Origin of the sequence: Janthinobacterium sp. NKUCC08_JDC, assembly GCF_019345575.1 — a bacterium.
In the GTDB taxonomy this organism is placed as follows: domain Bacteria; phylum Pseudomonadota; class Gammaproteobacteria; order Burkholderiales; family Burkholderiaceae_D; genus Janthinobacterium; species Janthinobacterium aestuarii.
Genome location: NZ_JAHKQW010000005.1, coordinates 269,316 through 290,343, shown reverse-complemented (window position 1 = coordinate 290,343; position 21,028 = coordinate 269,316). Strand labels below are relative to the sequence as shown.

The window sequence follows — 21,028 nt, the reverse complement described above, 5'->3', positions numbered from 1 at the left end:
GCATAGATGAAGTGATTTTTAATCTCGTTTCCATGCCTTATAGTGCAATACTATAGAACAAACGCGCCGCCCGGCAGAGTGTTTTTGCGCCTCTGTCCAGCTTGTTCGCGCAGTCGTTCAGCTTATACTTGGATCACCAGATTACCTTTGCTTATATTGACTAAAAACCGGAGAACTTCATGACGCAGAACACGATCGCACTTCCAGAAGGCATGCAAATCACGGGTGACATCCAGCCCGGCTACGAACAGATCTTGACGCCGGCCGCGCTGGCGCTGGTGGCCAAGCTGACGCGTGAATTCGAGCCGCGCCGCCAGCAATTGCTGGCCGTGCGCGTGGAGCGGGCCAAGCGCCTCGACGCGGGCGAGCGTCCTGATTTCTTGCCAGAAACCGCACACATCCGCGAAGGCGACTGGAAGATCGCGCCGATCCCGAAGGCGCTCGAATGCCGCCGTGTGGAAATCACGGGCCCCGTCGAGCGCAAGATGGTCATCAACGCCTTCAATTCGGGCGCGGACAGCTACATGACGGACTTCGAGGATTCGAACACGCCGAACTGGGACAACCAGATCACGGGCCAGATCAATATGTTCGATGCCGTGCGCAAGACGATTTCGCTCGAGCAAAATGGCAAGTCGTACAAGCTGAACGACAAGATCGCGACACTCGTCGTGCGTCCGCGCGGATGGCACCTCGATGAAAAGCACGTGCTGGTCGATGGCAAGCGTATTTCCGGCGGCATTTTCGATTTCGCCCTGTTCATGTTCCATAACGCCAAGGAACAACTGGCGCGCGGCGCCGGTCCGTATTTCTACCTGCCGAAGATGGAATCGCACCTGGAAGCGCGCCTGTGGAACGATATTTTCGTCATGACGCAAAATGAATTGGGCTTGCCACAAGGCACGATCAAGGCGACTGTCCTGATCGAAACCATTCTGGCGGCCTTCGAGATGGATGAAATCCTGTATGAGCTGAAAGAGCACAGCTCGGGCCTGAACGCGGGACGTTGGGATTACATCTTCTCGTGCATCAAGAAATTCAAGCTGGACAAGGATTTCTGCCTGGCCGACCGCGCGAAAGTGACCATGACGGCACCGTTCATGCGCGCCTATGCCTTGCTGTTGCTGAAAACTTGCCACAAGCGTGGCGCGCCAGCTATCGGCGGCATGGCAGCCTTGATCCCGATCAAGAACGATCCGGAAAAGAACGATATCGCCATGGGCGGCGTGCGCAACGACAAGGCGCGCGATGCCACCGACGGCTACGACGGCGGCTGGGTGGCCCATCCGGGTCTGGTGGAGCTGGCCATGGGCGAGTTCACGAAAGTGCTCGGTGACAAGCCGAACCAGATCGAGAAACAGCGTCCCGACATCGATGTGAAAGCGTCGGATCTGCTGAATTTCCAGCCGGAAGCGCCGATCACGGAAGCAGGCTTGCGCTACAACATCAACGTCGGCATCCACTACCTGGGCAGCTGGCTGGCTGGCAATGGTTGCGTGCCTATCCACAACCTGATGGAAGACGCGGCAACGGCCGAGATCAGCCGCTCGCAAGTGTGGCAGTGGATCCGCTCGAGCAAGGGTGTGCTGGAAGATGGCCGCAAGGTGACGGCCGAGATGGTGCGCGCCATGATTCCGGAAGAGCTGGCCAAGGTGCAGCACGATGCGCCAGGCGGCAACGGCCCGACCTATGTGCGCGCCGGCCAGATTTTCGAGGAAATGTCGACGTCGGAATCGTTCGCCGAATTCCTGACCTTGCCGCTGTACGAGGAAATCTGATCCTGATCAAATAGATCAATAAAAAATCCCGGCGGTGCCTGATGGTATCGCCGGGATTTTTCTTTTTGGAAGCAGAAGCTTAAAAGTTGTTTTTCCACATCCGTAGCGCGGCAAACGCTTCCACGGGGGAGGCATCTGCCGTCAGCTTGCCTTCCACCTTCAGGCTGGTCAGGATCGCCGGTTCGCGGTAGCGCAGGAAGGGATTCGTGGCCTTTTCAAGGGCGATGGTCGACGGCACGGTCGATAATCCCTGCTGGCGCTTTTCCGTGTCGATGGCGATGCGTTCCTGCAGGGCCACATTGCCCGGCTCGACGGCGTTGGCAAAGCGCAAATTGGACAAGGTGTACTCATGCGCGCAAAATACCTCGGTATCGTCGGGCAGGGCGGCCAGCTTGCCCAGCGAATCGGCCATCTGGCCCGGCGTGCCTTCGAACAGGCGGCCGCAGCCGCCCGCAAACAGGGTGTCGCCGGAAAACAGCCACGGTGCGCCGCTGCGCTCGTCACGCTGGCGCACGTAGACGATATGCCCCTTCGTATGGCCGGGCACGTCGATGACGTTCATCTGCAAACCCAGCTCGGGCACATGGGCGACATCGCCTTCGGCAAGCGGTTCCGTGATGGCTGTGATAGCCTCATTGCGCGGGCCGAAGACGGGGACGGCGAAATGCTGCAACAATTCAGGCACGCCACCCGTGTGGTCGGCGTGGTGATGCGTGAGTAAAATGGCGGACAAGGTCAACTGATGGGCTTGCAGCGCATCGAGGATGGCCGTCGCATCGCCGGGATCGACCACGGCGGCGTGGCGGCCGTCGTGGATCAGCCACAGGTAATTGTCGGCAAAGGCGGGCACGGCAAGTACCGATAGAGCGTGTTCAGGGGAGTGTGTCATGAGCAAAAGAGAAAACTGAATGGACAGTGTGGCATCCGAAAAATCCATTATAGCGCTTGACGGCTGGCTGCAGACGCCGGCCGGTCTGTACGTGCGCGCCTGGGAGCAGCAATGCCTCGACAGCCTGACCGTCGATATCTTCGGTTTTAATGCCGTGCAGATCGGCTTGCCCCAGCTCGACGCGCTGGCCGCCAACCGCATGCCGAACAAATGGCTGCTCGATGCGCGCTTGCCTCCGCGCCCGCCGCAAGAGAAGCGCCTGACCCTCGTGTCGGCCTTCGATGAGTTGCCGTTCGATTCGCAAAGCCTGGACCTGGTGGTCTTGCCGCACGTACTCGAATTTGCTGCCGAGCCGCACCAGGTCTTGCGCGAAGTCGAGCGCGTGCTGATCCCGGAAGGGAGGGTGATCGTCTGCGGCTTCAATCCGGCCAGCCTGTGGGGCATGCGCCAGGGGGTGGGGCGGGTCACGGGGCGCCACTACCTGCCGCAAGCCGGCGAGCTGATCTCTATGCCGCGCATGAAAGACTGGTTAAAATTGCTCAACATGGGCGTCAGTCAAAGCTACTTCGGCTGCTACGCACCTGCCTGCAGGACAGAAAAATGGCTGCGCCGTAACGCTTTCATGGACAAGGCAGGTGCGCGCTGGTGGCCATATCTGGGCGCAGTGTATATAGTGCAGGCGATCAAGCGCGTCAAAGGGATGCGTTTGATCGGTCCGGCGTGGACCAAGAAACCGGCGACGGCGCCCGCAGGCGCACCGGTCACGAATAAAAGGCGGGAACAACAAGATGGATAAGGTTGAGATTTACGCCGATGGCGCATGCAAGGGCAATCCCGGCACGGGCGGCTGGGGCGCGCTGATGGTGGCCGATGGCGCCAAGAAAGAAATTTATGGCGGGGAACTGAATACGACGAATAACCGCATGGAATTGAAGGCCGTGATCGAAGCCTTGACGGCGCTCAAACGTCCGTGCCAGGTGGTGTTGTATACCGATAGCCAGTACGTCCAGAAGGGCATCAGCGAATGGATCCACGGCTGGAAGGCGCGCGGCTGGAAAACCGCGGCCAAGGCGCCCGTGAAAAACGTCGACCTGTGGCAGGCGCTCGACATCGCCCAGGCCGTGCACGAAGTGGAATGGCGCTGGGTGCGCGGCCATAATGGACATCCGGGCAACGAGCGGGCCGATCAACTGGCCAACTTGGGCGTGGAAACGGTACGTGCCTGAGAACTAAATTTCTGCCCTGCAGCAGCGCGCGGGACGTAACCGGAGGGCACAGGTTTGCTATACTGTGCCCTTCGCTTTTTGCTTTTACGACTGAATCTGCCATGCGTCAAATTGTTCTCGATACTGAAACCACCGGCCTGAACCCGCGCACGGGCGACCGCATCCTGGAGATCGGGGCGGTCGAGCTGAACAACCGCATGTTGACGGGGAATAATTTCCACCATTACATCAATCCCGAGCGCGATTCGGAAGAGGGCGCGTTGGCCGTCCACGGATTGACGACGGAATTCCTCAGCGACAAACCGAAATTCGCGGAAATCGCCGACGAGTTCCGTGCCTACATCGCCGGCGCCGAACTGATCATCCACAACGCCCCGTTCGACATCGGCTTCCTGAACGCGGAATTCAAGCGCCTGAACCTGCCACCCGTGCACGAGCAAGTGGTTGGCGTGATCGACACCCTGGTGCAGGCGAAGGAAATGCACCCGGGCAAGCGCAATTCGCTTGACGCCCTGTGCGACCGCTATGGCGTCTCGAACGCTCACCGCAAGCTGCACGGCGCGCTGCTCGACTCCGAATTGCTGGCCGACGTCTACCTGGCCATGACGCGCGGGCAAAATAGCCTGAGCATGGAAGAAGAAGTGGAAGTGGCCGCCGACGGCGCCGTGCTGGAAATCGTGCCCCTGGCCGAAGTCATCTTCCAGAGCGCCACGGCCGACGAGCTCGCCGCCCACGAAGCCACCATCGCCGGCCTCGACAAGGCCGCCAAAGGCCAGTGCATCTGGACCGCCGTCACGTCGCCGCCAGCGGCCGCCTGAGAAAAAGCGGGGCTAGGTAAATTTCCTCTTGCCAGCCCTTGCAGATGCCGCAACACCTATGCGATAATTCGCCTCGCTTCGGGAGGTTAGCTCAGGGGTAGAGCACTGCATTCACACTGCAGGGGTCGCAAGTTCGAAACTTGCACTTCCCACCAAATTTTTCGTTTGTATTCAATGACTTAGGATTTCATATCTTGTCTGAATAGGAACTTGGGGCAAACTTGGGGCAATGGGATTTTCGTCCATTGTCCAGCCCAAAATGATACGGCCGCTTCCTGCGGCCGTTTTCACGTCAATGGAGTCCACAAGCTTAGCTTGCGGGCGCTTCCTCTCGACGGAATTGTTAAGCTAAACCAGCGTCAGACCTATTTGTTGCCAGCGGGGGCGGGGGCATTGCTGCGCCCTCCGCCGGATGGCTTGCCCGTTCCACTTGGCCACCCTCCGCCATTTCCTTGCCCACGGCCACCGCCAGCTGCCCCGCCACCTTTACTGCCACTGCCCTGGGAGCCACCACTACGGCCCCCGTTATTACCGCTACCTTTGCTCATTTTTATCTCCTTTCCGGATCACTGTAAGTTGCATCACTCTCCGGTAAAGTGATGCATTTCGAAAGCTTGGTCTACATAGGATGCCCCATGGAAGGTCGGTGCGATCCCACTGCACTAGATTTTCGCCAGCGCGTCGATTTCCCTGATAATCAACCGCGACTTCAGAGGTAGCATTGTGTGGGGTATCAGAGTCTTCGGGTCCCGCTCCCACTGCGGGGTATAGCCTACCAATTTTGCGTAGTGCGCGGCGTTGCTGCCCAAGCCTTCGTAGAGCCGCTCGAACAATTCCTCTTCTTTCCGCTCCGCAAGTACCCGATATTGCGATTTGCAGAATGCACACACCTGTATGTAGAAGGGGATAAATAATGGCCCCGCCGCGTACTTTGCCTGATCTAGTGCAGTACTGAAGTGCGCGAGCGCAAGCCCGGCGTCACCGATAAACAATGCATCTCGGGCTCGCGCCCATTCTTTGATCCAGTTGGGGCCGTTCACTAACGTTGCGTGCGATGCCCCTTCGATGAGCCTCCTATGTCCTTTTTCGTAAATTAGCTCCAGGCTGCTCGGAATGTCCATTGCAAGGCTCAGTGAGCCAGGCAGGGTTCTAATTCCGGCGAGCAGAGCTTGATAGCGGTTGGGTGCTTGCTGGGCGAAGACTTCGTGGCCAATTGGATAGTCGTTGAATAGCAGATCAAGCAAGTCGCTGCTAGGTATTGCGTGACTCTGATCAACCTGGCCGTGCGTCAGATGGCCTCTTGCGGGAGGCTCGAATGGCCCGTAAGCCGCCACATGGACATTGAGGTTGTGAGCGATCATGGCCGCAAACGCATGAGTCGCGAATGCCTTTTCATGAATCGCCTTCGGTAGGTAGTAAGTCAGCGGTTGAAGGGTGGGGTAAAAAGTTTCCCACTTCATCCGGCTGGACTTGCGTAGCCGCTCGATTACCTGTTTGGACCGAGTATTGACCCGCTGAGAGGTGAAGTCACGCATCCATGCTTGTTCGTTCAGCGGTCCCTCTCGCTGAAATTCGTGGTACTGGTGAAGTTTATGCAGCGACGTACCGGTGATCTTGCAAGCAGCATCAGCGAATCCCTTCAAGGGCCACGGTTCATTCAGCGCCGCATCCGGCCAAGTATCGTCTGGTAACAACTCGCGGGTTAGAGCCCCCGTCAGCAAGCGAAGATATTGACTGAGAAAACACTGATAACTGTACTTTTGACTCTGCGCATCGCAGGCGTACTCTCTGATAAATTCCCGGTAGTGGGCAAGCGCCGACACGTAAAAGCTGACCGCCAGTTCGGCTAGGCCCCAGCGGGCGTAACGCTCGTTGAGCAACACGATGATGTATTGGCGTAACTCCATATACTCTTCGAGGGATTCAAAGTCGGTTTTGGATAGATGATTGACATAGCTTTGGATCGTCCTACTTTTTTTAACGCTCTGACTATCCTTTGGCGCGAACTGGATAGTAACCGCGACCAAGTCGTCGAGGGATCCATACACGTCGTCCTCTTTTTCAATTACATCGAAAGCTTGTCGCAACGCTGTACGCCGCTCTTGCTCGGTGGCCGTGACGTGGAAGGTGACGTCTTCGTTGTCGCTGTTCCACAGTCCCAAGCTATCGCATATTACTTTGTGCAGGTATCCTAGCGTCGGCAGTTGATTAATAGCTGGTAGCATGTTTTTCCTTGAAAAGAAGTTGTCTCTATTCTACGGAGCTGACTACTTATTGCTAGGTATCAAAATCGCGATCGCGGTCAACACCTTGAACTTCTAGCTCCACTGCCACTCATCTATCCGCCTTAATTGCATCAAGAATGTATATGGAAACGCCTGCAATTTTTCTTGACCATAGACAAGTCGAAATTTTCGGTTTCTGCGTCACTGGACGGGTAGGCGACAGAGTTGTTCCTTCCCGCTAAATGGCTGCCAAGTTAGGTACGCAAGCGTCCGGGGAGGCTGCATGCCGACCGAGTATATTCCTCAAAGCGCACAGGACTTGGCTGCGCCGTCATGGGATCGCAGCACGCATTGCGCGTTACTGCGCGGAGTCACGCGAGAAGCCCGGCAAACGGCGTTGGGTTGGTAAGCGGGTACTTGAATGGCATCATCGCCTGCGCAGACGGTTCGGCTATCAATCGATTCTTTCGCCTGCCTGCTCACTCATCTGTTGGAGATACATTGAGCGGGTCTGTGAAGTATTTCTAATTGTATTTCGGGAATTCATCTGCCCGCAGCGGGTTCGTCTGTGCATACAGGCGCAGCAGCCGTTCCCTGCGTCCATGGTCTAGCCCCGCAGCTATCCATTTGCCATAGGTACGCACGATCATGGTCGTGTCTGCATGGCCCATTTGCGTAGCGACGTACAGCGGCAGCGCGCCGAGCATGAGCAGGTTGGAGGCGAAAGTGTGGCGCGTCTGGTAGGGATTGCGGAAGCGCACACCGCTGGCCTTGATGATGCGTTTCCAGCAGTTGTAGATGGGCTTGTCTCCCTGCCACGGCTTTCCGCTGCGCGGGTGCAGGAATACCGTCCCGCCGCCAGCGCCCGTTAGGGCACGCTGTGCCTGCAGCGCGTCAAGTGCGCCGCAGCGCATGTCGATCGTGCGTAAGCCGCTCAGCGTCTTGGCACGATCCTTCATTTCTCCGTCGACGAATGCGCCGGCCACGCTGACCTGGTGGTGCGGCTCGTCCACGGCCGCCCATTGCAGCGCGATGTATTCGGATGGGCGCATGCCGGTGCAGAAGGCAAACTGCAGCATGTTGCGCTCTTCATCGCGCTCGCACGCTTTCAGGATGAGTTCCATCTCGTCGATATTGAATGGGTCGGCCTTGAACTTGCTGACGCGCTGGTCGCGCGGCAGCAGCTTGCCCAGCTTGATGCTGTCGAAGGGATTCGACTCCAGGTCGCCTTCGGTCACGCCCAGCTCGATGGCGTTGCGCATCGGGGTGAGGATTAGCTGGATGGTCTTGCTCTTGCCGTTCAGGCTCATGATCCACTTGCGCAGGTCGCGCGTGGTCAGTTCGGCGGCCGGTTTGTCCTCCCATTGGGGAAGCAGATGGTTCTTCGCCACCTGCTGGTAGCAGTTGTAGGTCGACAATTCCAGGTTGCGCTTTGCGATCAGCAGGTAGTCGCGCAGCAGGTCGCCCACGCGCACTGGCGGACGAACCTTCGCGGCAACCGCGGCCTGCGCGTCGGCCTGTGCCTCTTTTTGGCGTTGGGTGGTGAGCGAATCGGGAAAGAATTCCTCGTACACAAAGGTGCCGTGTTCGATGGCACTGACCACGGCACTCTGAAGGCGCCTGGCGTAGGCGATGTTGTTGCGCGTATGTTCGAGTTTCAGCGGCTCGCGGCAGCGTTTCCCCTTGTATTGGAACACGATGCGTATCGTTTCCGAGCGCGCTCCCTTTCGCAGCTCTATGCCCGTACCGCTGTTCTTTGCCCCCATGTTTCCACCCATTTTTCTGCGGCAGCGAGATTGACCCAAAGCATTTCATCGACGACCTTGCATTGTATGCCGTCGCACCACTTGCCGGCACGCCGTCTGGCGTGCACGGCTGCTGCCGTATCGCCGGTGAGTTCGGCGTATTTGCTGATTTTTACCCACGTGACAGGATGTTCCATTTGAGCCTCCATCGTCCGGTGTGCCGCGCCAGCGCTGCACGATGATTATGTTGAATTCCTGAGCCTAGTATCCGATGCCAGCAGCGGCATATCAAATGAGATGCGCGCACGATCCATTGGGCAATCCATATGGCGATCGGCGTCCCCCTCGGATATTGCCGACTGGGCCACGGCAGGATGCATCACGGGTGACAGACGGCGAATATTTCGAAGGGGAGATGTATTTCATCATGTGCTGTCTGCATGACCGATGACGGATGATCCTGAGCCATGGTGGCTGTGCTGATCGTGGGCATCAAGTTGAAAACCGGCATATTTTGGTGGTATTTCACGGCAATTGAGGGATGCTGTAGCGGGCGGTGTCAGTGGGGTGTGGCCGATGGATTGTCACCCCGTGGAAAAGAGCGGGCATGGGATTGGCCTGTGAGACACTTCCTACGCTCAGGACCCTGGCGAGGTGTCCATGTCCGCTGCGTTCCTGTTGTCTCTCTACTGCGATGGTGCTGGCATCGTAGCCCGGAGCAATAGAGATGAGAAGTGCGCTGGACGGTTCTCAGCGTTGGCACGAACATCTCTTCGAAAAGGTGAAGCGTGCCGGCGCAGGAAGTCCATTGAATACAGCGTGGTGCATGTGTGGCAATGACATCCAATTCGATGCAATGGTTCAATCCGTAGGATTCCCGTTCGTCCTCCGTTAACACTCCGCATGCCAACACCACCTTGTCGTGGGCATGGCACCATTCGATCAGGCGCCGGACATCATGCGGGTCGAACCTGGTTGCCTGCTCAATCACCATGATTGCTATGCCGCTGTGTCGTTGCGGCGTCTCGAGAGGCAACATGCTGTCGCCTCTTGGCTCCACCCGATAGGACGGACCAAATGCGACTTCCATCGCTGCTAAGCACCATGCCGGTGCCGCAGGCGCTTCACTGCAGAGTAACAATTTAAGGCACATGGCTTCCTCCGTGCCGGTTGGTTGGGGGGTAGACTTCCTATCCGGGATACGGGTAGGAAGGCTGTAAGGCTCGTCAGGGACTCGCCGGCACCTCTTCGCTGGATGGGGCGACTGGAGTGCTTAAAACCCGCTCAGGGGCCGGATTTGGTGCCGGATGGTCTGCTCGTTGCGTCACTCCAGTGAACGCTGGAGAGGTGGCTGAATCATCACCCTGGGAGGGGAGGCTGCTCGGTGCGGTGGGCTTGCGCTCGGGTGCGGGCAGTGTATTGATACGTTTGAGCAGGCCGAGGGATAGCGCGCGCGTGGTAGCGGTCACCGCCCGTACGGTTTTCTTGATCTGCGATTTTTCGGTGATGAGCTGGCTTGTCGAGAGCACCTCGTCAATGCACAAGGTTTCGAGCATGGGCATGAGCTGGTCGACTTTGCTGATCAATTCCAGTAAACGCCGGCCAAACATGGAAAAGACTTTTGCTTCGAGGGCGAGAGGTTCGATGTCGTAGCTGGCCAGTTCGTGGATGCCATGTTGATGGCATAGTTTCTCGAAGGCGACGATCCGCTGGTTGGCAAGGACAATGCGCGCGTCAAGCATGGTGCGCAATTCCTGCTCCACTTGATCGACATCCTCGGCTGGTAATTTCATCCTGGCAAAGACGGAAATAAAATGGAAATTCGCTTGTGATACGTAGAAGCAGCGCAAGTACAAACGCTTGCCTTCCGGACTGGCGAGCGAGATATTGACCTTGCGGCTCGCTGATTCGACGCGTGTCAGATCGGCGGCGGCCTCCTTGGCCAGCAACTTCCTGTTGGTTTCGCCATAATCACGCGTGACGATCAAATGGGTGGGAGCTGGGTAGTTCATGGTGATGTCCTCGAAAATGCCCACTGGGCTACATAACATGGTGTACTCACCATCCTGTTGATTCAAGAGGAATGCGCGGAGCTTTGGAAGCGTATTTGCGGGTACTGTGTTTGCCACTCGGGCACGTCGATACCCGTATGGATGCGTACGCCACTGCGTGATCCCGGTGCCGGTGGATTTGCCGGAAGCATTTTTCGTCGAACCTGTGTTGACAGGCCGGGGAGGGCGACCTAAAGTATTATCGCAGCAGCTAGCCCTGCATCGTCTGGCAAGCCTGATCAATTGCGCCCAGCGCACCGCAGCACCGATTGGACCGTCTCCTGTTTCCAGGCGTGACGTCCGTGTTCCTGAATAACGAGAGGGTTTTGACGTGCCACGCGCACCGCGCCGTTACGTCAAAGCACTTTGCATGCGTTTTCAGGACGGTAGCTGGCATCCCCGCCGAAACGGCATCAGCCGACAGTATCAAGCCAGTCAATTGAAGTTCCGGTGCGTCGCAGCAACCGGATGATTTATTTCCCCCTTTGGGACGATGCATCCCGGGAGGGACTTGCCTCGTCTCTTTTTCTTGTGCGAGGCAATCATGAGCAGATCTCAGATCAACTATTGTCGCGTCCCCCAGGATAGGGACACTTCCTTCCATCGAGCCGCGCCGCGCGAACCTGTGAGCAAGGTATCCGCGCGCGAAACGAATGATGACGCGATTGAATTTTCCGAAGAGGAGCTGGTGGCATTGCACTGGTGGCTATTGCGCAAAGTAAGTTTGCTCAGCGACCCGCGCACGCCACTGGATGAGAAATTTGAATTGGTCCGTTGGGTGTTTACGGACCCGGTTCGCGATACGCAGCCGTTTTCCTTCGTCAATTGCATGAAGGTGGTGAGTGGTAGTCCGTTGTCGCAGGTGCCATTCATCGGCGCCATCGATGCGCAGGAGGTGCGCGATTGGATTGGTTCGCAGTTGTGCCGCTGGTTTATGACTGCGCTGCAGGACTACCCCGAGTGGGCCCGCCAAGCGGTACTGGCAAAGCCAGACTGGATTTCCGACAATTTGTTCAAGAATCCGCAGTGGATGAATGAGCAGATCAAGCTCCATGAAGCCGATCTTTTTACATCGTTGAATGCAGAGAATGGTGAGTCTCACTTAAATGGCCATGGTGGCAGGGGAGCGCGCCAGACTGGCAGGAAGGGAGGTTGCCATGCGTGACGCCACCATTGCCGCTGCATTTCCTTCCGTTCGCTTTTGCCAGGTGCAAGATGTCGACGAGCTGACCTTCAGAATCAAGGAAAGCGAGATCGTTGTGGGGCAGCCAGGCCGTGTTTTCTATCTCGGGCAGGAACTGCGGTCGATACGCTTGTCTCTGGTGCCCGGCGGTTTTCAGGTCGATCCACAGCGAGGCCGGCCGGAGAGACGAACGAGATTTCTCACGTTCAACGAACTGTTGTCGGGGCGAGTTGGCTTTGCCATCGAGCATGGGTGGCTGTTTACGCGCCGTGTGGCGTGCCCCGAGGCAGTTCTCTTGGGCCTGACAGGGGGAGGTCAACATGAGCAGAAATAAGGAAGAATTCAACGCGCATTTTCAGCAAGTCAAGCAGCGCGCGTTTGGTCGATGGACGGAAATTTTGCTGGCGCTGGGTGTGGATGCCAAAGTGCTCAATCAACGCAATCAGCCGTGCCCCTTGGGTGATTGCGGCGGCACTGACCGGTTTCAATACACGGACAAGTTTGGCCACGGCAATTATGTTTGCCGTGGCTGCGGCGCCGGTGGCGGATTTAAATTGCTAATGGGCTGCTTGGGGCTCAGTGCTGTTGACGCGCTGAGCAGGGTAGAAGGCTATCTTGGCATGACTGAGCCGAGGGCGGTGATCTCGCTCCCACAGGACTCGCGTACAGAGCGCGATGGCCTGATTCGGAGGATTCTGGCCGAGACAGTGCCAGTGACACCGGGAGATGAGGTGGACAGGTATCTGCGGAACCGTGGCATCAACCTGGAGCGGTACCCATCGACGCTGCGCATGCATCCTGCGTTGGGTTACTACGAGCGCAATGTGCTCACTGGTCAAGCCGTTGTGGTGCGACGCTACCCTGCCATGGTGGCCTGCGTACAGGACAAGAGCGGGCGCACGGTGTCGTTGCATCGGACGTATTTGAGCAATGGCGAGAAGGCCCGCGAATGTGCAGTCAAGAAGCTGCTGTGTGCTGGCATAGGTGGTGCTGCCATTCGTCTGGCGCCATCCTCAGACGAATTGGCTGTGTGTGAAGGCATCGAGACCGCGCTGGCTGTCATGAAACGTTCGCATCAGCCAGTGTGGGCGGGGATAAGTGCCGGGAACCTGGAAAAGCTGTGGATACCGGAAACAGTCAAACGCCTGCGCATTTATGCTGACAACGATGCGCATGCATTTTTTGATGGGCAGGCTGCCGCTTATAGCCTTGCGCGTCGCTACCTGAAATCCCATGCAGGAAGGACAGGGAGATCGGCCGAGGTGTTTGTGCCGAAGTCGGCGGGCGCCGATTGGGCAGAGGTGTTACTGAAGATTTCACATCGCGCGCGTCATGCGGCGTGAAGTCCCGAGAGCAAAACAGTAGATGTGGCGCGGTGGCCGTTTGGGCGCCGCATGTTGGCGCAATCGTGCGCCCACGTGGAACTCAGTGAATTCTGCGTGCTTGACCCTGCGGGGATGCACTCCCGCCAGGGAGCTGCATCGCCCGCTTTTTTCATGGAGGTTGTGATGAAAACAGGACGTCCTTTGGAACAACTCGTCATCGAACTTGAGCGGCAGGCGGCACTCAAGAAGGACATGATCGTGCCGGCGACGAAGCTGGTCAGCGAGACGACGGCGGCAGGGCAGTGCAATCTCGTCATTGATGAGCCCTATGGCAAGAAGCGATACTTGATGAACGATTTTGCCTGCGCGCAGTTGGCAAGGAAACTGGATATACCATTGCTGTACTTTAAGCGTATGCGTTCGTTTGATACCGAACTGCTCGATGAAAACATCAATGCGTGGCTCAGAATCAATGCCACAGACAGCTATATGGTGCGAACCATGGCGGGTCGGGCCAGGGCATTCTTGTCGTCGCGCTTCCGTCGGCTCGACAACATCGATTTGGCCCACAGCATTTTACCGATCTTGCTTAAACTTCCCGGTGCCCGTTTTGAGTCGGTGGAGCTGACCGAAACCAAGATGTATTTGAAGGTCGTGAGTGCCGAGGTGACGCATGAGGTCGTGCCAGGAGACGTTTTGCAGGCCGGCGTCGTAGTCAGTAATTCGGAGATCGGGGTGGGGCGGTTGCGCGTGGACCCGTTGATTTATCGGCTGAAATGCAGCAATGGGCTCATCGCTTGTGAGCGCTCGATGCGAAAAAACCATGCTGGGCGTTTGCTCGAGTGTGGTGATGACGTTGTGCTGCAAGATGACACGGTCGAGGCTGAAGATCGCGCGATCTTTCTGAAAGCGCGGGACATGGTGCAGACCGCTGTGTCGGAGACGACCTTTCAACTGATATCGGAGAAGATGCGCAAGACCATGGGCATCGCATTGACGGGCGATCCGGTGAAATCTGTGGAGGTGCTAGCGAATCGCTTCGTATTGAACGAGGCGGAACGTGCCGGCGTGTTACGCCATCTGATTGCCGAGCGGCAGTTGAACGGTTATGGCTTGCTCAATGCGGTGACTGGTTACTCGCAAGAAGTGGGTGACTATGATCGCGCCACTGAATTTGAGGAGTTTGGTGGAAAAATGCTCGAATTTTCGCTGAAGGAGTGGAGCGAGGTCGCTGAAGCACAGTAGCGTGGCATGAAATCTAACACCACGACGATTGGGTTCTCCCGGTAGCTTGGCTACCGGGGAATTTCGCTCAATGAAACGTGAGGCGAGTCTTGAAACGTCAAAAACGATTGATGTTAATGGCGGCCTTAACACGTCCTACAATTTTCAGGGTAAGCATTGCTTTTGATATTTTTACAAGAGTTGATTTGTAGCGTTGGTTTTCGCAACGAAGTAATAGGCCTTCTCCCACGATGATTTCAATGTGTCGTACAAGGCGCCTTCCTTGGTAATCCAATAGATAGATTCCGTTGACCTCCACCTCATTGACCGTCGCATCAAAAAAAAATGGGGCGTCATCATGGATGAGTGGAGCCATGTCATCTCCGTTCATCACTCCTACTTGATTGGGGCCGGTGAACGATGCGGTGTGCCCGAGCATGTGACCGATCCAGTCAAAGGTGGGCTCTTCATGACGGTAGACCTGTTCCTGAACCTGTGGAGATAGTTGTTGCTTAGGGAACGGGAGACGATGCGATGTCAATCCCAGGATCCAGTTCGCATCCATGTCGAACTGAATGCAGACAATGGCGAGGGATTTCAGATCGGGCAGACCTGGTTTTTCTTCATCGATCCAGCGCGCCACTGTTTGCAGCGCTCGCCCGGTAATGTCACTCAGGAAGTGCTCGCGCTGGCTCGGAAGTACTTCCCGTCTGTCGAGTTCTGCAATTAGCCGCTGCCGGACACCAGGCACGATATCAATGTCCAGTTCGCGGACGGCATCTTTAGTAAGCGGAATGTTATTGCTTATTGTCACGATTTTTGTCTCCGTGCAGGGGTAAAGTGAGAGACTTTGATTTGTTTGTAGATTATTTGTAGCAGTTGTTACGGGTAGATTTTTATGGGCTAGAGTTCGATTTTAGGGCGAGAATCGCATTTCCTCTAGTAAAATTTTGCTAAAGTGCACATAAATATTTTGATTCGATTAGCAGTTGCTATTGACCTTTGAAATTTTGCGGAGTAGTCTTTTTTTAATGTGCTAATGCCGTCGCGCGCAGTCCTCTTACCCATGACTTCGCCCATTCGTTGACCGACGTGGCAGAGTGCACAGCGGAAACCGGATGAATGACCACGCCCCGCCGTAGCGGGGCAAAGCGGGGTGGACCATGGAAGACGCGATTCGATACACGGACGTGCAGTACCTCAACTTAAATTACTTACTCACTATCCAGGTGGGTCTGAAGCAAGACCCCCTTGCCACATGCTGTACCTTTCACCTTGACACTGCCTCAGCCGAGACACTGGCCGCAATGAGCGTGGACTCCTTGCAGCAGCTTGCCGCTAGCATGTCGCATGAAAGTTTGTTTAAGCCGATAGGTAATTTTAAAACTCTCCTTGAAACGCCGCCCGTATTGGCCATGACGTTGTGCCGGGTCCGCGCTGTTGATCAGGATGCAACCCGTGGCCCATCGCGTGCCGGCCAGGCTACTACGGCTCATGCGCGCCTCGCATAGGTGACATATGGCATACGAACATGCAGAGCGGCACATTCAGGCCCTGCAGCTTGCCAAATCCTGCGTCGAACAGGGCGCGCGGATGAAAACCGTCGCCTATTTGACCGGATTGAGTGCATCACTGCTGCGGGAATATTTCTACAATGACCGCGCGGCCACCGGCGGTCGATGGCCTAGCTCGCAGGATTGGTACCATATGGCGACACTGGTGCAACGTGCCGAGGCGTCACTGATCGCCACTATTTTTCATTTCCTGCGCACACAGCACGCATGTTCGGCACGCAAGGCCATGGTCTGCGCCTACAAGATGTACCGAGAGCGGTGGACTGGCCGATCCAGCATTTCGTTTGACCGAGCTTTCGAGCTGATCGCTAGCGTAGAGGGCATTTGGACCCACCATTCATCGCAATTGGCGCTGCATACCTGCCCGCGTTGCCGCTGCCGCTATCTGATCGCACTCGGGGATACCTCGGCGGATCACTCCGGCTGTGTGTTTTGCAAGCTCGTTAAACGGTATGCCACCGATTCCCGTATTCAATCGAGCTTTGCTTGCAAACCTGACCTGCGCCTGGCCGTAAAGCAAAATTAGTCATTTAATGGATTGTTCAGAGTTTTCTTGTAGTTCTGTATTAATGGTTATGCATTGCTATCTACTATTAGGTTTGATGCCCATCGTAATCCCATGTACTGGTCATTAATGCAATAATCTCGTACACTGCGCCATTCGGCCCGTCCGCTATCGGCCTATTGTGTTGAAAATGTTGAGCGGCAACCATTTCGGAATGTCTCAAATCTCCAAGCCGTCGGTGATCGTTCAATTGCGACGGTTCTGGCCAGTCCAGGCTGGCAGGAATTCTATCCACAGGTCAACGTACCCGCGTTTTTCAACACAATAGGCCAGAAGCGGTCTTTCAACGTGTGAGGATTAAGAGCCACATGAAGAACATCATCCTTGAAAAAACGAGTCAAGTTCGCTGGTACACGAACATGCGCGACGTGTTCGAGGCCGCGAACATTGCGCCGCAAGACTATGACTGGTACGTCAGCGACATCGAAACGAACTGGAGACCACCAGGTTTCTCGCCGGATGATCAATGGTTCACTGGCGACGAGCTTGAAGCCTTCCTGCATACCTATGAGGTCCAGTTTATCTGGGCAGTATTCAGCGCGGTACCTAAGGGGCTTCGTCCGATACCTGCTCCCGCGCCATACGTCGAGGACAATCCGCAGTATTGGGATGGTACGGAACCGAAACCGCAACTAGAGGGCGCGTTGTTCGAGATCGCGTGTTGGGACAGCAGTGGAACGATTCTGATCAACCTGCCTGAACAAGCCATCCATTCGTTCTTGATACGATACCCAGACGCAAAGCCGTTGGCGACCGCGCGTTCCTGAGGAGTGCTGAGACGTCTGCTTTAGGACATAATCCGCCAACGACGGCAACCGGCCAAGAGCTGCCGTTCGTCTTACCCTCATCCGGTATTTAAAATTCATGCGCAACGAATATGACAACTCTTCTTATTATCGATATGCAAGTGGGAATGACCTGGGCCAAGGCTGATGTCCGGAACAATCATCACGCTGAGGCCACCATCGCGAAACTGTTAAGCGCCTGGCGCGCCCGCAACTCTCCCGTAGTGCATGTCCGTCACATGTCCCGGACAACAGGTTCTCCGTTTTGGCCAGGTCAGTCCGGTGCGGAATTCCAGCCGGCGCTGGCACCTCTGGCACATGAGCATGTTGTCGAGAAAAACGTACCCGATGCCTTCATCAATACAGGGCTTGAGCGTTGGCTCCATGCTCGCGGCGAATCAGCCATCGTCGTCGTCGGGGTCAGTACCAATAATTCCGTAGAAAGTACTGCACGAACCGCTGGCAACCTGGGCTTCAAGACTTTCGTAGTATCTGACGGCACCTATGCATACGCGAAGGTTGACTTTAATGGCACGCAGCGTTCTGCCGATGAGGTACATGCCATGGCCCTTGCCAATCTTGACGGGGAATATGCGACCGTAATTCACTCAGAAGCCGCATTGGATGGCGTTTAGTTAGCCGTTTGGCCTGGAATTTGAAAGGGCATCAGTCGGCCAAAACCAGTCGTTCAACTAGCAGTATCGATTCGACTTCTGATCAGAACGCCCCCCGTCAATGCGATTTATCCTGAAATGAAAGCAACCATGCCCGGCATAACAATTGAAGTCAATGGCAGTCACTTCATAACAATCGACCTTGCGGGAATGGATGTCGTAGATGTATCTGTGCATGGTGCGCTCGATCAAGCGCCGAAAGCAGTGCTGGATGCACACGGTGGCAATTACTCTGATGGGGGATGCGGCCATTTGATTTGGGTCGCCGAACAGTCAATTTTGCCCGGCGAAGCGTTGAGCGTGAAGCTGATCGAGGCATGCGGCATTACCGCACGCGGCCGGACAATTCAAGAGCTATACCCGGATGACGAGCCGGTCTCCCAGACAGATTTCACAATAAGTGAGGAAATGGCTGCAGAAATACGGGCCCGTCCAAGACTGCATGAGGCATTTTCCGTGGAGGCCACGACCTCAAATGGCCAACTGGCGGCAGCGATCAGTAATGAGCTCAATACGAGTTTCACCTTTGGCGTCTTATGGGATTTCACACGCCCAAATCAGGCACGCGTTCGTCTAACTACGCATTGCCTTGACGACGTGCTTGCACGCAAGGCGGGCACTAACCACTTAGAAGCCGTTCTTTCGCTCGGCGACAGCGCCTCGTTCTCTCTGAATTCATAAGGGTACTTGCAAGCGAAGGTCCGCAAAGGGGCGAAAGCGCTCGTTCACGGTTGCCAGAGACAGGATGGTAAACGTGTTCTCAAAGGGGTTGCCCGTTTGGCTAAAGTCTTGCAGATCGTTATGCTCCGGCCGATTATCGAGGCTCAACTTCCTGTACATCTAGCTTCGCTCAAAGGAGGGTGCCTAGTTGTCAATGACCTCGCCTTGTAAGTGGTGTCTGGCTCCTGCTGAGAGATGAAATACCTTGGGAGTATTTATTTGCCGCTTGAGCTCGGACATGCGATTTGCATGACCTTTTGGCAGAGACTGCAGGAATGGATTGCAGCCAAGTGCTGGCAGTGGCGTTACACCGCTGAATTCCTCGTCATTCTGTCGGTGAATAGTCGCAGCGAAAGGCAGGCTTTCATGTGGACGTACGTTGATCTACATAGCCATAATGCTCACATAGCCACGTGAGTGTGTCTTATGGCCACAGTGAATCTCTTCAAATACCTGGGTTGGCATGGCCACCATCGTCAATGTGATCGCGGCCGTCAAGCCACGCCCACCTGTCCTCAACGTTTACATCCCATTAACGGCCATGCGCGTGACGGCGGGATACGTCCCCGGAGTGTCGATGCGATCTCGGACGACAATCGGGATATCCTGGGGCGCATCAAACTGGCCTATGGCGGCGATGCTAAGGCCTTTGCCAAGGAAATGCTTCCGCTCATCAGGAAGTACATCGCTTACGTGAATGTCTTGCCAGCGACGCAGGACAGTTTTTTTGCTCGCCCTGGAGGTTTAGTCCGCCTGGGCATGGAGACCGCATTCTTCGCACTGCAAGCGACAGACTCGCAGATTTTCGCTGGCAGGGCGACGATATCAACCCGTCGACAGTTGGAGCCACGCTGGCGCTTTGCTACGTTCGCCGCGGGTTTATGCGCGTACCTCTACCGCGTATTGGACACGGTCGTTGTGAGTGATGCGCATGGAACCGTGTGGCAGCCATACCTGGCACCCCTTGGGGAGTGGATTGACAAACACGAGGTTGACCGTCTGTTCGTCCGATGGGGTGAGGCCAGACAGGAGTGCCGCTCCCTGTCATTGTTCGCGCTACCGATGATCCTGCCGCCAGATACCCTGGCCTACCTGAGTCACGACGACTCGATGATCGTCGCCCACATGCTTGCGGCGATCAGTGGTGAAGTGAAATATCAAGATCACAACGTCATTGACCATCTCGTCAATCGTGCATCGACTTTGGTGATCTACCGAGACTTGCGCGAAGCCGACACGCAAGCAGGCAAGGCCCGCGCGAGGGCTTACCTTGCCAGGTTTCTGCTCAAAGCAATGCGCGAGCTCGTGCAGTCACATCAGGGATGGGTGCCCAATGCGGAACGGTCCCGCATGTGGCTCGGGCGGGACGGCCTGTTTCTGGTGTGGCCGAACGGTATAAGCGACATACTCACCTTGCTGGAAGACGAGGGTTTGTATGGCTTACCTGCCTCTCCGGTAGAGGCCATGGAAATTCTGAGCGATGCCGGGATCATCGTGCCAATGAATACTGACGAGTCTGTTTGGTCAATCCGGCCGCCAGGCGCCCCTGAATCCTTGGAGGCGTTGAAGCTGGTGACGCCAGGCGTTGTCCTTGCTGTGTTGCACCCGCTACCAGTGGCGCTGGACATGGATATTGCTGTCCACCGCGCTCATGACGAGGTGCCAGCTACGGAGCATGATGCTAGACAACGGCAGGCGAAGGCGGCAGCCTCCCAGGTTCAGGGCGAATGGGTTGCCCCAGCGACGTCGCCGGAGGTGAGCGATCGTCAGTGGTCGTTGCCATCCATCCCACCGGTTCCCCCAACTGTGGCGGACACTGGTATCGAACCACCTGCGGGTGCTCGTCAAGGAAGGGCGAAGAAGGTTAAAAATACCGAGCCAATGCAGTCAGCAAAGGGACGCTACTCGTTACGCGCACCGATTCGCCTCAATCCTGGCATTGCCAAGATACTGCAGGCTATCGTGCAGTCTCTCAATGATACGAGCTTGCCACCTGCGTGTTATCCCATGGCGTCCGGCCTGTTCGTCCCCTTGGATGCCTTCGTCGCGCGACAGGCGGATGCGAAGATGGCGCAACGCGCACTTGCCGATGCCAACATGCTGGTGGCAGGTCCAGCAGGGACCGAGCCTGTTGAATACCACGCCCTGCATGGCAAGCAACTGGCCGGCATGGTTATCGCCAGCCGGTTTGTCGAAGGTATGGATGGAGCAGGGGAGCCCCCAATCAATTCGAACGCAGGTTGACC

Annotated in this window: 19 protein-coding genes and 1 tRNA gene; 14 read left to right on the top strand and 6 right to left on the bottom strand. The window is 56.3% G+C overall.

What is annotated here, in order from left to right; all coding sequences use genetic code 11:
* Nucleotides 1-179 precede the first annotated feature (179 nt).
* Nucleotides 180-1,778, top strand: coding sequence for a malate synthase A (gene aceB, locus KO538_RS15645; RefSeq protein WP_219328871.1), 1,599 nt, complete (start codon nucleotides 180-182; stop codon nucleotides 1,776-1,778).
* Nucleotides 1,779-1,857: 79 nt separating this feature from the next.
* Here aceB and gloB read toward each other — a convergent pair whose 3' ends face one another.
* Nucleotides 1,858-2,667, bottom strand: coding sequence for a hydroxyacylglutathione hydrolase (gene gloB, locus KO538_RS15640; protein WP_070302724.1), 810 nt, complete (start codon nucleotides 2,665-2,667; stop codon nucleotides 1,858-1,860).
* 19 nt (nucleotides 2,668-2,686) lie between these two features.
* Here gloB and KO538_RS15635 point away from each other — a divergent pair, with 19 nt between their 5' ends.
* The 4 genes from KO538_RS15635 (at nucleotide 2,687) to KO538_RS15620 (ending at nucleotide 4,866) form a co-directional block, all read left to right on the top strand.
* Complete coding sequence (locus tag KO538_RS15635; RefSeq protein WP_219328870.1) at nucleotides 2,687-3,463, top strand: class I SAM-dependent methyltransferase; 777 nt, start codon at nucleotides 2,687-2,689, stop codon at nucleotides 3,461-3,463.
* Complete coding sequence (rnhA, locus tag KO538_RS15630) at nucleotides 3,456-3,893, top strand: ribonuclease HI (protein WP_034755581.1); 438 nt, start codon at nucleotides 3,456-3,458, stop codon at nucleotides 3,891-3,893. Before KO538_RS15635 ends, rnhA begins: the two co-directional genes overlap by 8 nt.
* Nucleotides 3,894-3,994: 101 nt before the next feature.
* Nucleotides 3,995-4,711 carry a DNA polymerase III subunit epsilon gene (gene dnaQ, locus KO538_RS15625; protein WP_034755584.1) on the top strand — a complete coding sequence of 239 codons (717 nt, stop codon included), beginning with the start codon at nucleotides 3,995-3,997 and terminating at the stop codon, nucleotides 4,709-4,711.
* 80 nt (nucleotides 4,712-4,791) lie between these two features.
* Nucleotides 4,792-4,866, top strand: a tRNA-Val gene (locus KO538_RS15620).
* A 507-nt stretch (nucleotides 4,867-5,373) separates the two neighbouring features.
* Here the strand turns inward: KO538_RS15620 and KO538_RS15615 are convergent.
* The 4 genes from KO538_RS15615 to KO538_RS15600 all read right to left on the bottom strand — a co-directional run bounded on the left by KO538_RS15615 (nucleotide 5,374) and on the right by KO538_RS15600 (nucleotide 10,693).
* Nucleotides 5,374-6,936 carry a hypothetical protein gene (locus KO538_RS15615; RefSeq protein WP_219328869.1) on the bottom strand — a complete coding sequence of 521 codons (1,563 nt, stop codon included), beginning with the start codon at nucleotides 6,934-6,936 and terminating at the stop codon, nucleotides 5,374-5,376.
* 524 nt (nucleotides 6,937-7,460) lie between these two features.
* The gene (locus KO538_RS15610) at nucleotides 7,461-8,702 is read right to left on the bottom strand and encodes an Arm DNA-binding domain-containing protein (RefSeq protein ID WP_219328868.1); all 1,242 of its coding nucleotides are present in this window, start codon (nucleotides 8,700-8,702) and stop codon (nucleotides 7,461-7,463) included.
* Nucleotides 8,672-8,878, bottom strand: coding sequence for an excisionase (locus KO538_RS15605; RefSeq protein WP_205704585.1), 207 nt, complete (start codon nucleotides 8,876-8,878; stop codon nucleotides 8,672-8,674). Before KO538_RS15605 ends, KO538_RS15610 begins: the two co-directional genes overlap by 31 nt.
* Nucleotides 8,879-9,907: 1,029 nt before the next feature.
* The gene (locus KO538_RS15600) at nucleotides 9,908-10,693 is read right to left on the bottom strand and encodes a DUF1845 domain-containing protein (protein ID WP_219328867.1); all 786 of its coding nucleotides are present in this window, start codon (nucleotides 10,691-10,693) and stop codon (nucleotides 9,908-9,910) included.
* Nucleotides 10,694-11,357: 664 nt separating this feature from the next.
* On the opposite strand from KO538_RS15600, the gene KO538_RS15595 reads away from it, so the two are divergent.
* The 4 genes from KO538_RS15595 to KO538_RS15580 are packed head-to-tail and all read left to right on the top strand — an operon-like array spanning nucleotide 11,358 to nucleotide 14,485.
* Nucleotides 11,358-11,897, top strand: a complete 540-nt coding sequence (locus KO538_RS15595; protein ID WP_219328866.1) for a hypothetical protein — start codon at nucleotides 11,358-11,360, stop codon at nucleotides 11,895-11,897.
* The gene (locus KO538_RS15590) at nucleotides 11,890-12,249 is read left to right on the top strand and encodes a hypothetical protein (RefSeq protein ID WP_219328865.1); all 360 of its coding nucleotides are present in this window, start codon (nucleotides 11,890-11,892) and stop codon (nucleotides 12,247-12,249) included. The genes KO538_RS15595 and KO538_RS15590 overlap by 8 nt, the downstream gene beginning before the upstream one ends.
* A complete protein-coding gene (locus tag KO538_RS15585; protein ID WP_219328864.1) occupies nucleotides 12,236-13,258 on the top strand; it encodes a toprim domain-containing protein in 1,023 nt (340 codons plus the stop codon). Before KO538_RS15590 ends, KO538_RS15585 begins: the two co-directional genes overlap by 14 nt.
* 51 nt (nucleotides 13,259-13,309) lie before the next feature.
* Nucleotides 13,310-14,485: a DUF945 domain-containing protein gene (locus tag KO538_RS15580; protein WP_257620387.1), complete on the top strand. Its 1,176-nt coding sequence runs from the start codon at nucleotides 13,310-13,312 to the stop codon at nucleotides 14,483-14,485.
* Nucleotides 14,486-14,582: 97 nt separating this feature from the next.
* Here KO538_RS15580 and KO538_RS29765 read toward each other — a convergent pair whose 3' ends face one another.
* Nucleotides 14,583-15,278 carry a S24 family peptidase gene (locus tag KO538_RS29765; RefSeq protein ID WP_219328863.1) on the bottom strand — a complete coding sequence of 232 codons (696 nt, stop codon included), beginning with the start codon at nucleotides 15,276-15,278 and terminating at the stop codon, nucleotides 14,583-14,585.
* Between the two features lie 704 nt (nucleotides 15,279-15,982).
* On the opposite strand from KO538_RS29765, the gene KO538_RS15570 reads away from it, so the two are divergent.
* From KO538_RS15570 to mobH, 5 genes are all read left to right on the top strand, one after another.
* Nucleotides 15,983-16,564, top strand: a complete 582-nt coding sequence (locus tag KO538_RS15570) for a FlhC family transcriptional regulator (protein WP_099411102.1) — start codon at nucleotides 15,983-15,985, stop codon at nucleotides 16,562-16,564.
* 347 nt (nucleotides 16,565-16,911) lie between these two features.
* Nucleotides 16,912-17,370 (top strand): hypothetical protein, encoded by a 459-nt coding sequence (locus KO538_RS15565; protein ID WP_219328862.1) that lies wholly within the window; start codon nucleotides 16,912-16,914, stop codon nucleotides 17,368-17,370.
* 110 nt (nucleotides 17,371-17,480) lie between these two features.
* Entirely contained in the window at nucleotides 17,481-18,023 is a 543-nt protein-coding gene (locus KO538_RS15560) for a cysteine hydrolase family protein (protein WP_219328861.1), read from the top strand.
* 129 nt (nucleotides 18,024-18,152) lie between these two features.
* On the top strand, nucleotides 18,153-18,743 hold the full coding sequence (locus KO538_RS15555; RefSeq protein ID WP_219328860.1) for a hypothetical protein: 591 nt from the start codon (nucleotides 18,153-18,155) through the stop codon (nucleotides 18,741-18,743).
* A gap of 465 nt (nucleotides 18,744-19,208) precedes the next feature.
* Entirely contained in the window at nucleotides 19,209-21,026 is a 1,818-nt protein-coding gene (gene mobH, locus KO538_RS15550) for a MobH family relaxase (RefSeq protein ID WP_219328859.1), read from the top strand.
* Nucleotides 21,027-21,028: the final 2 nt, after the last annotated feature.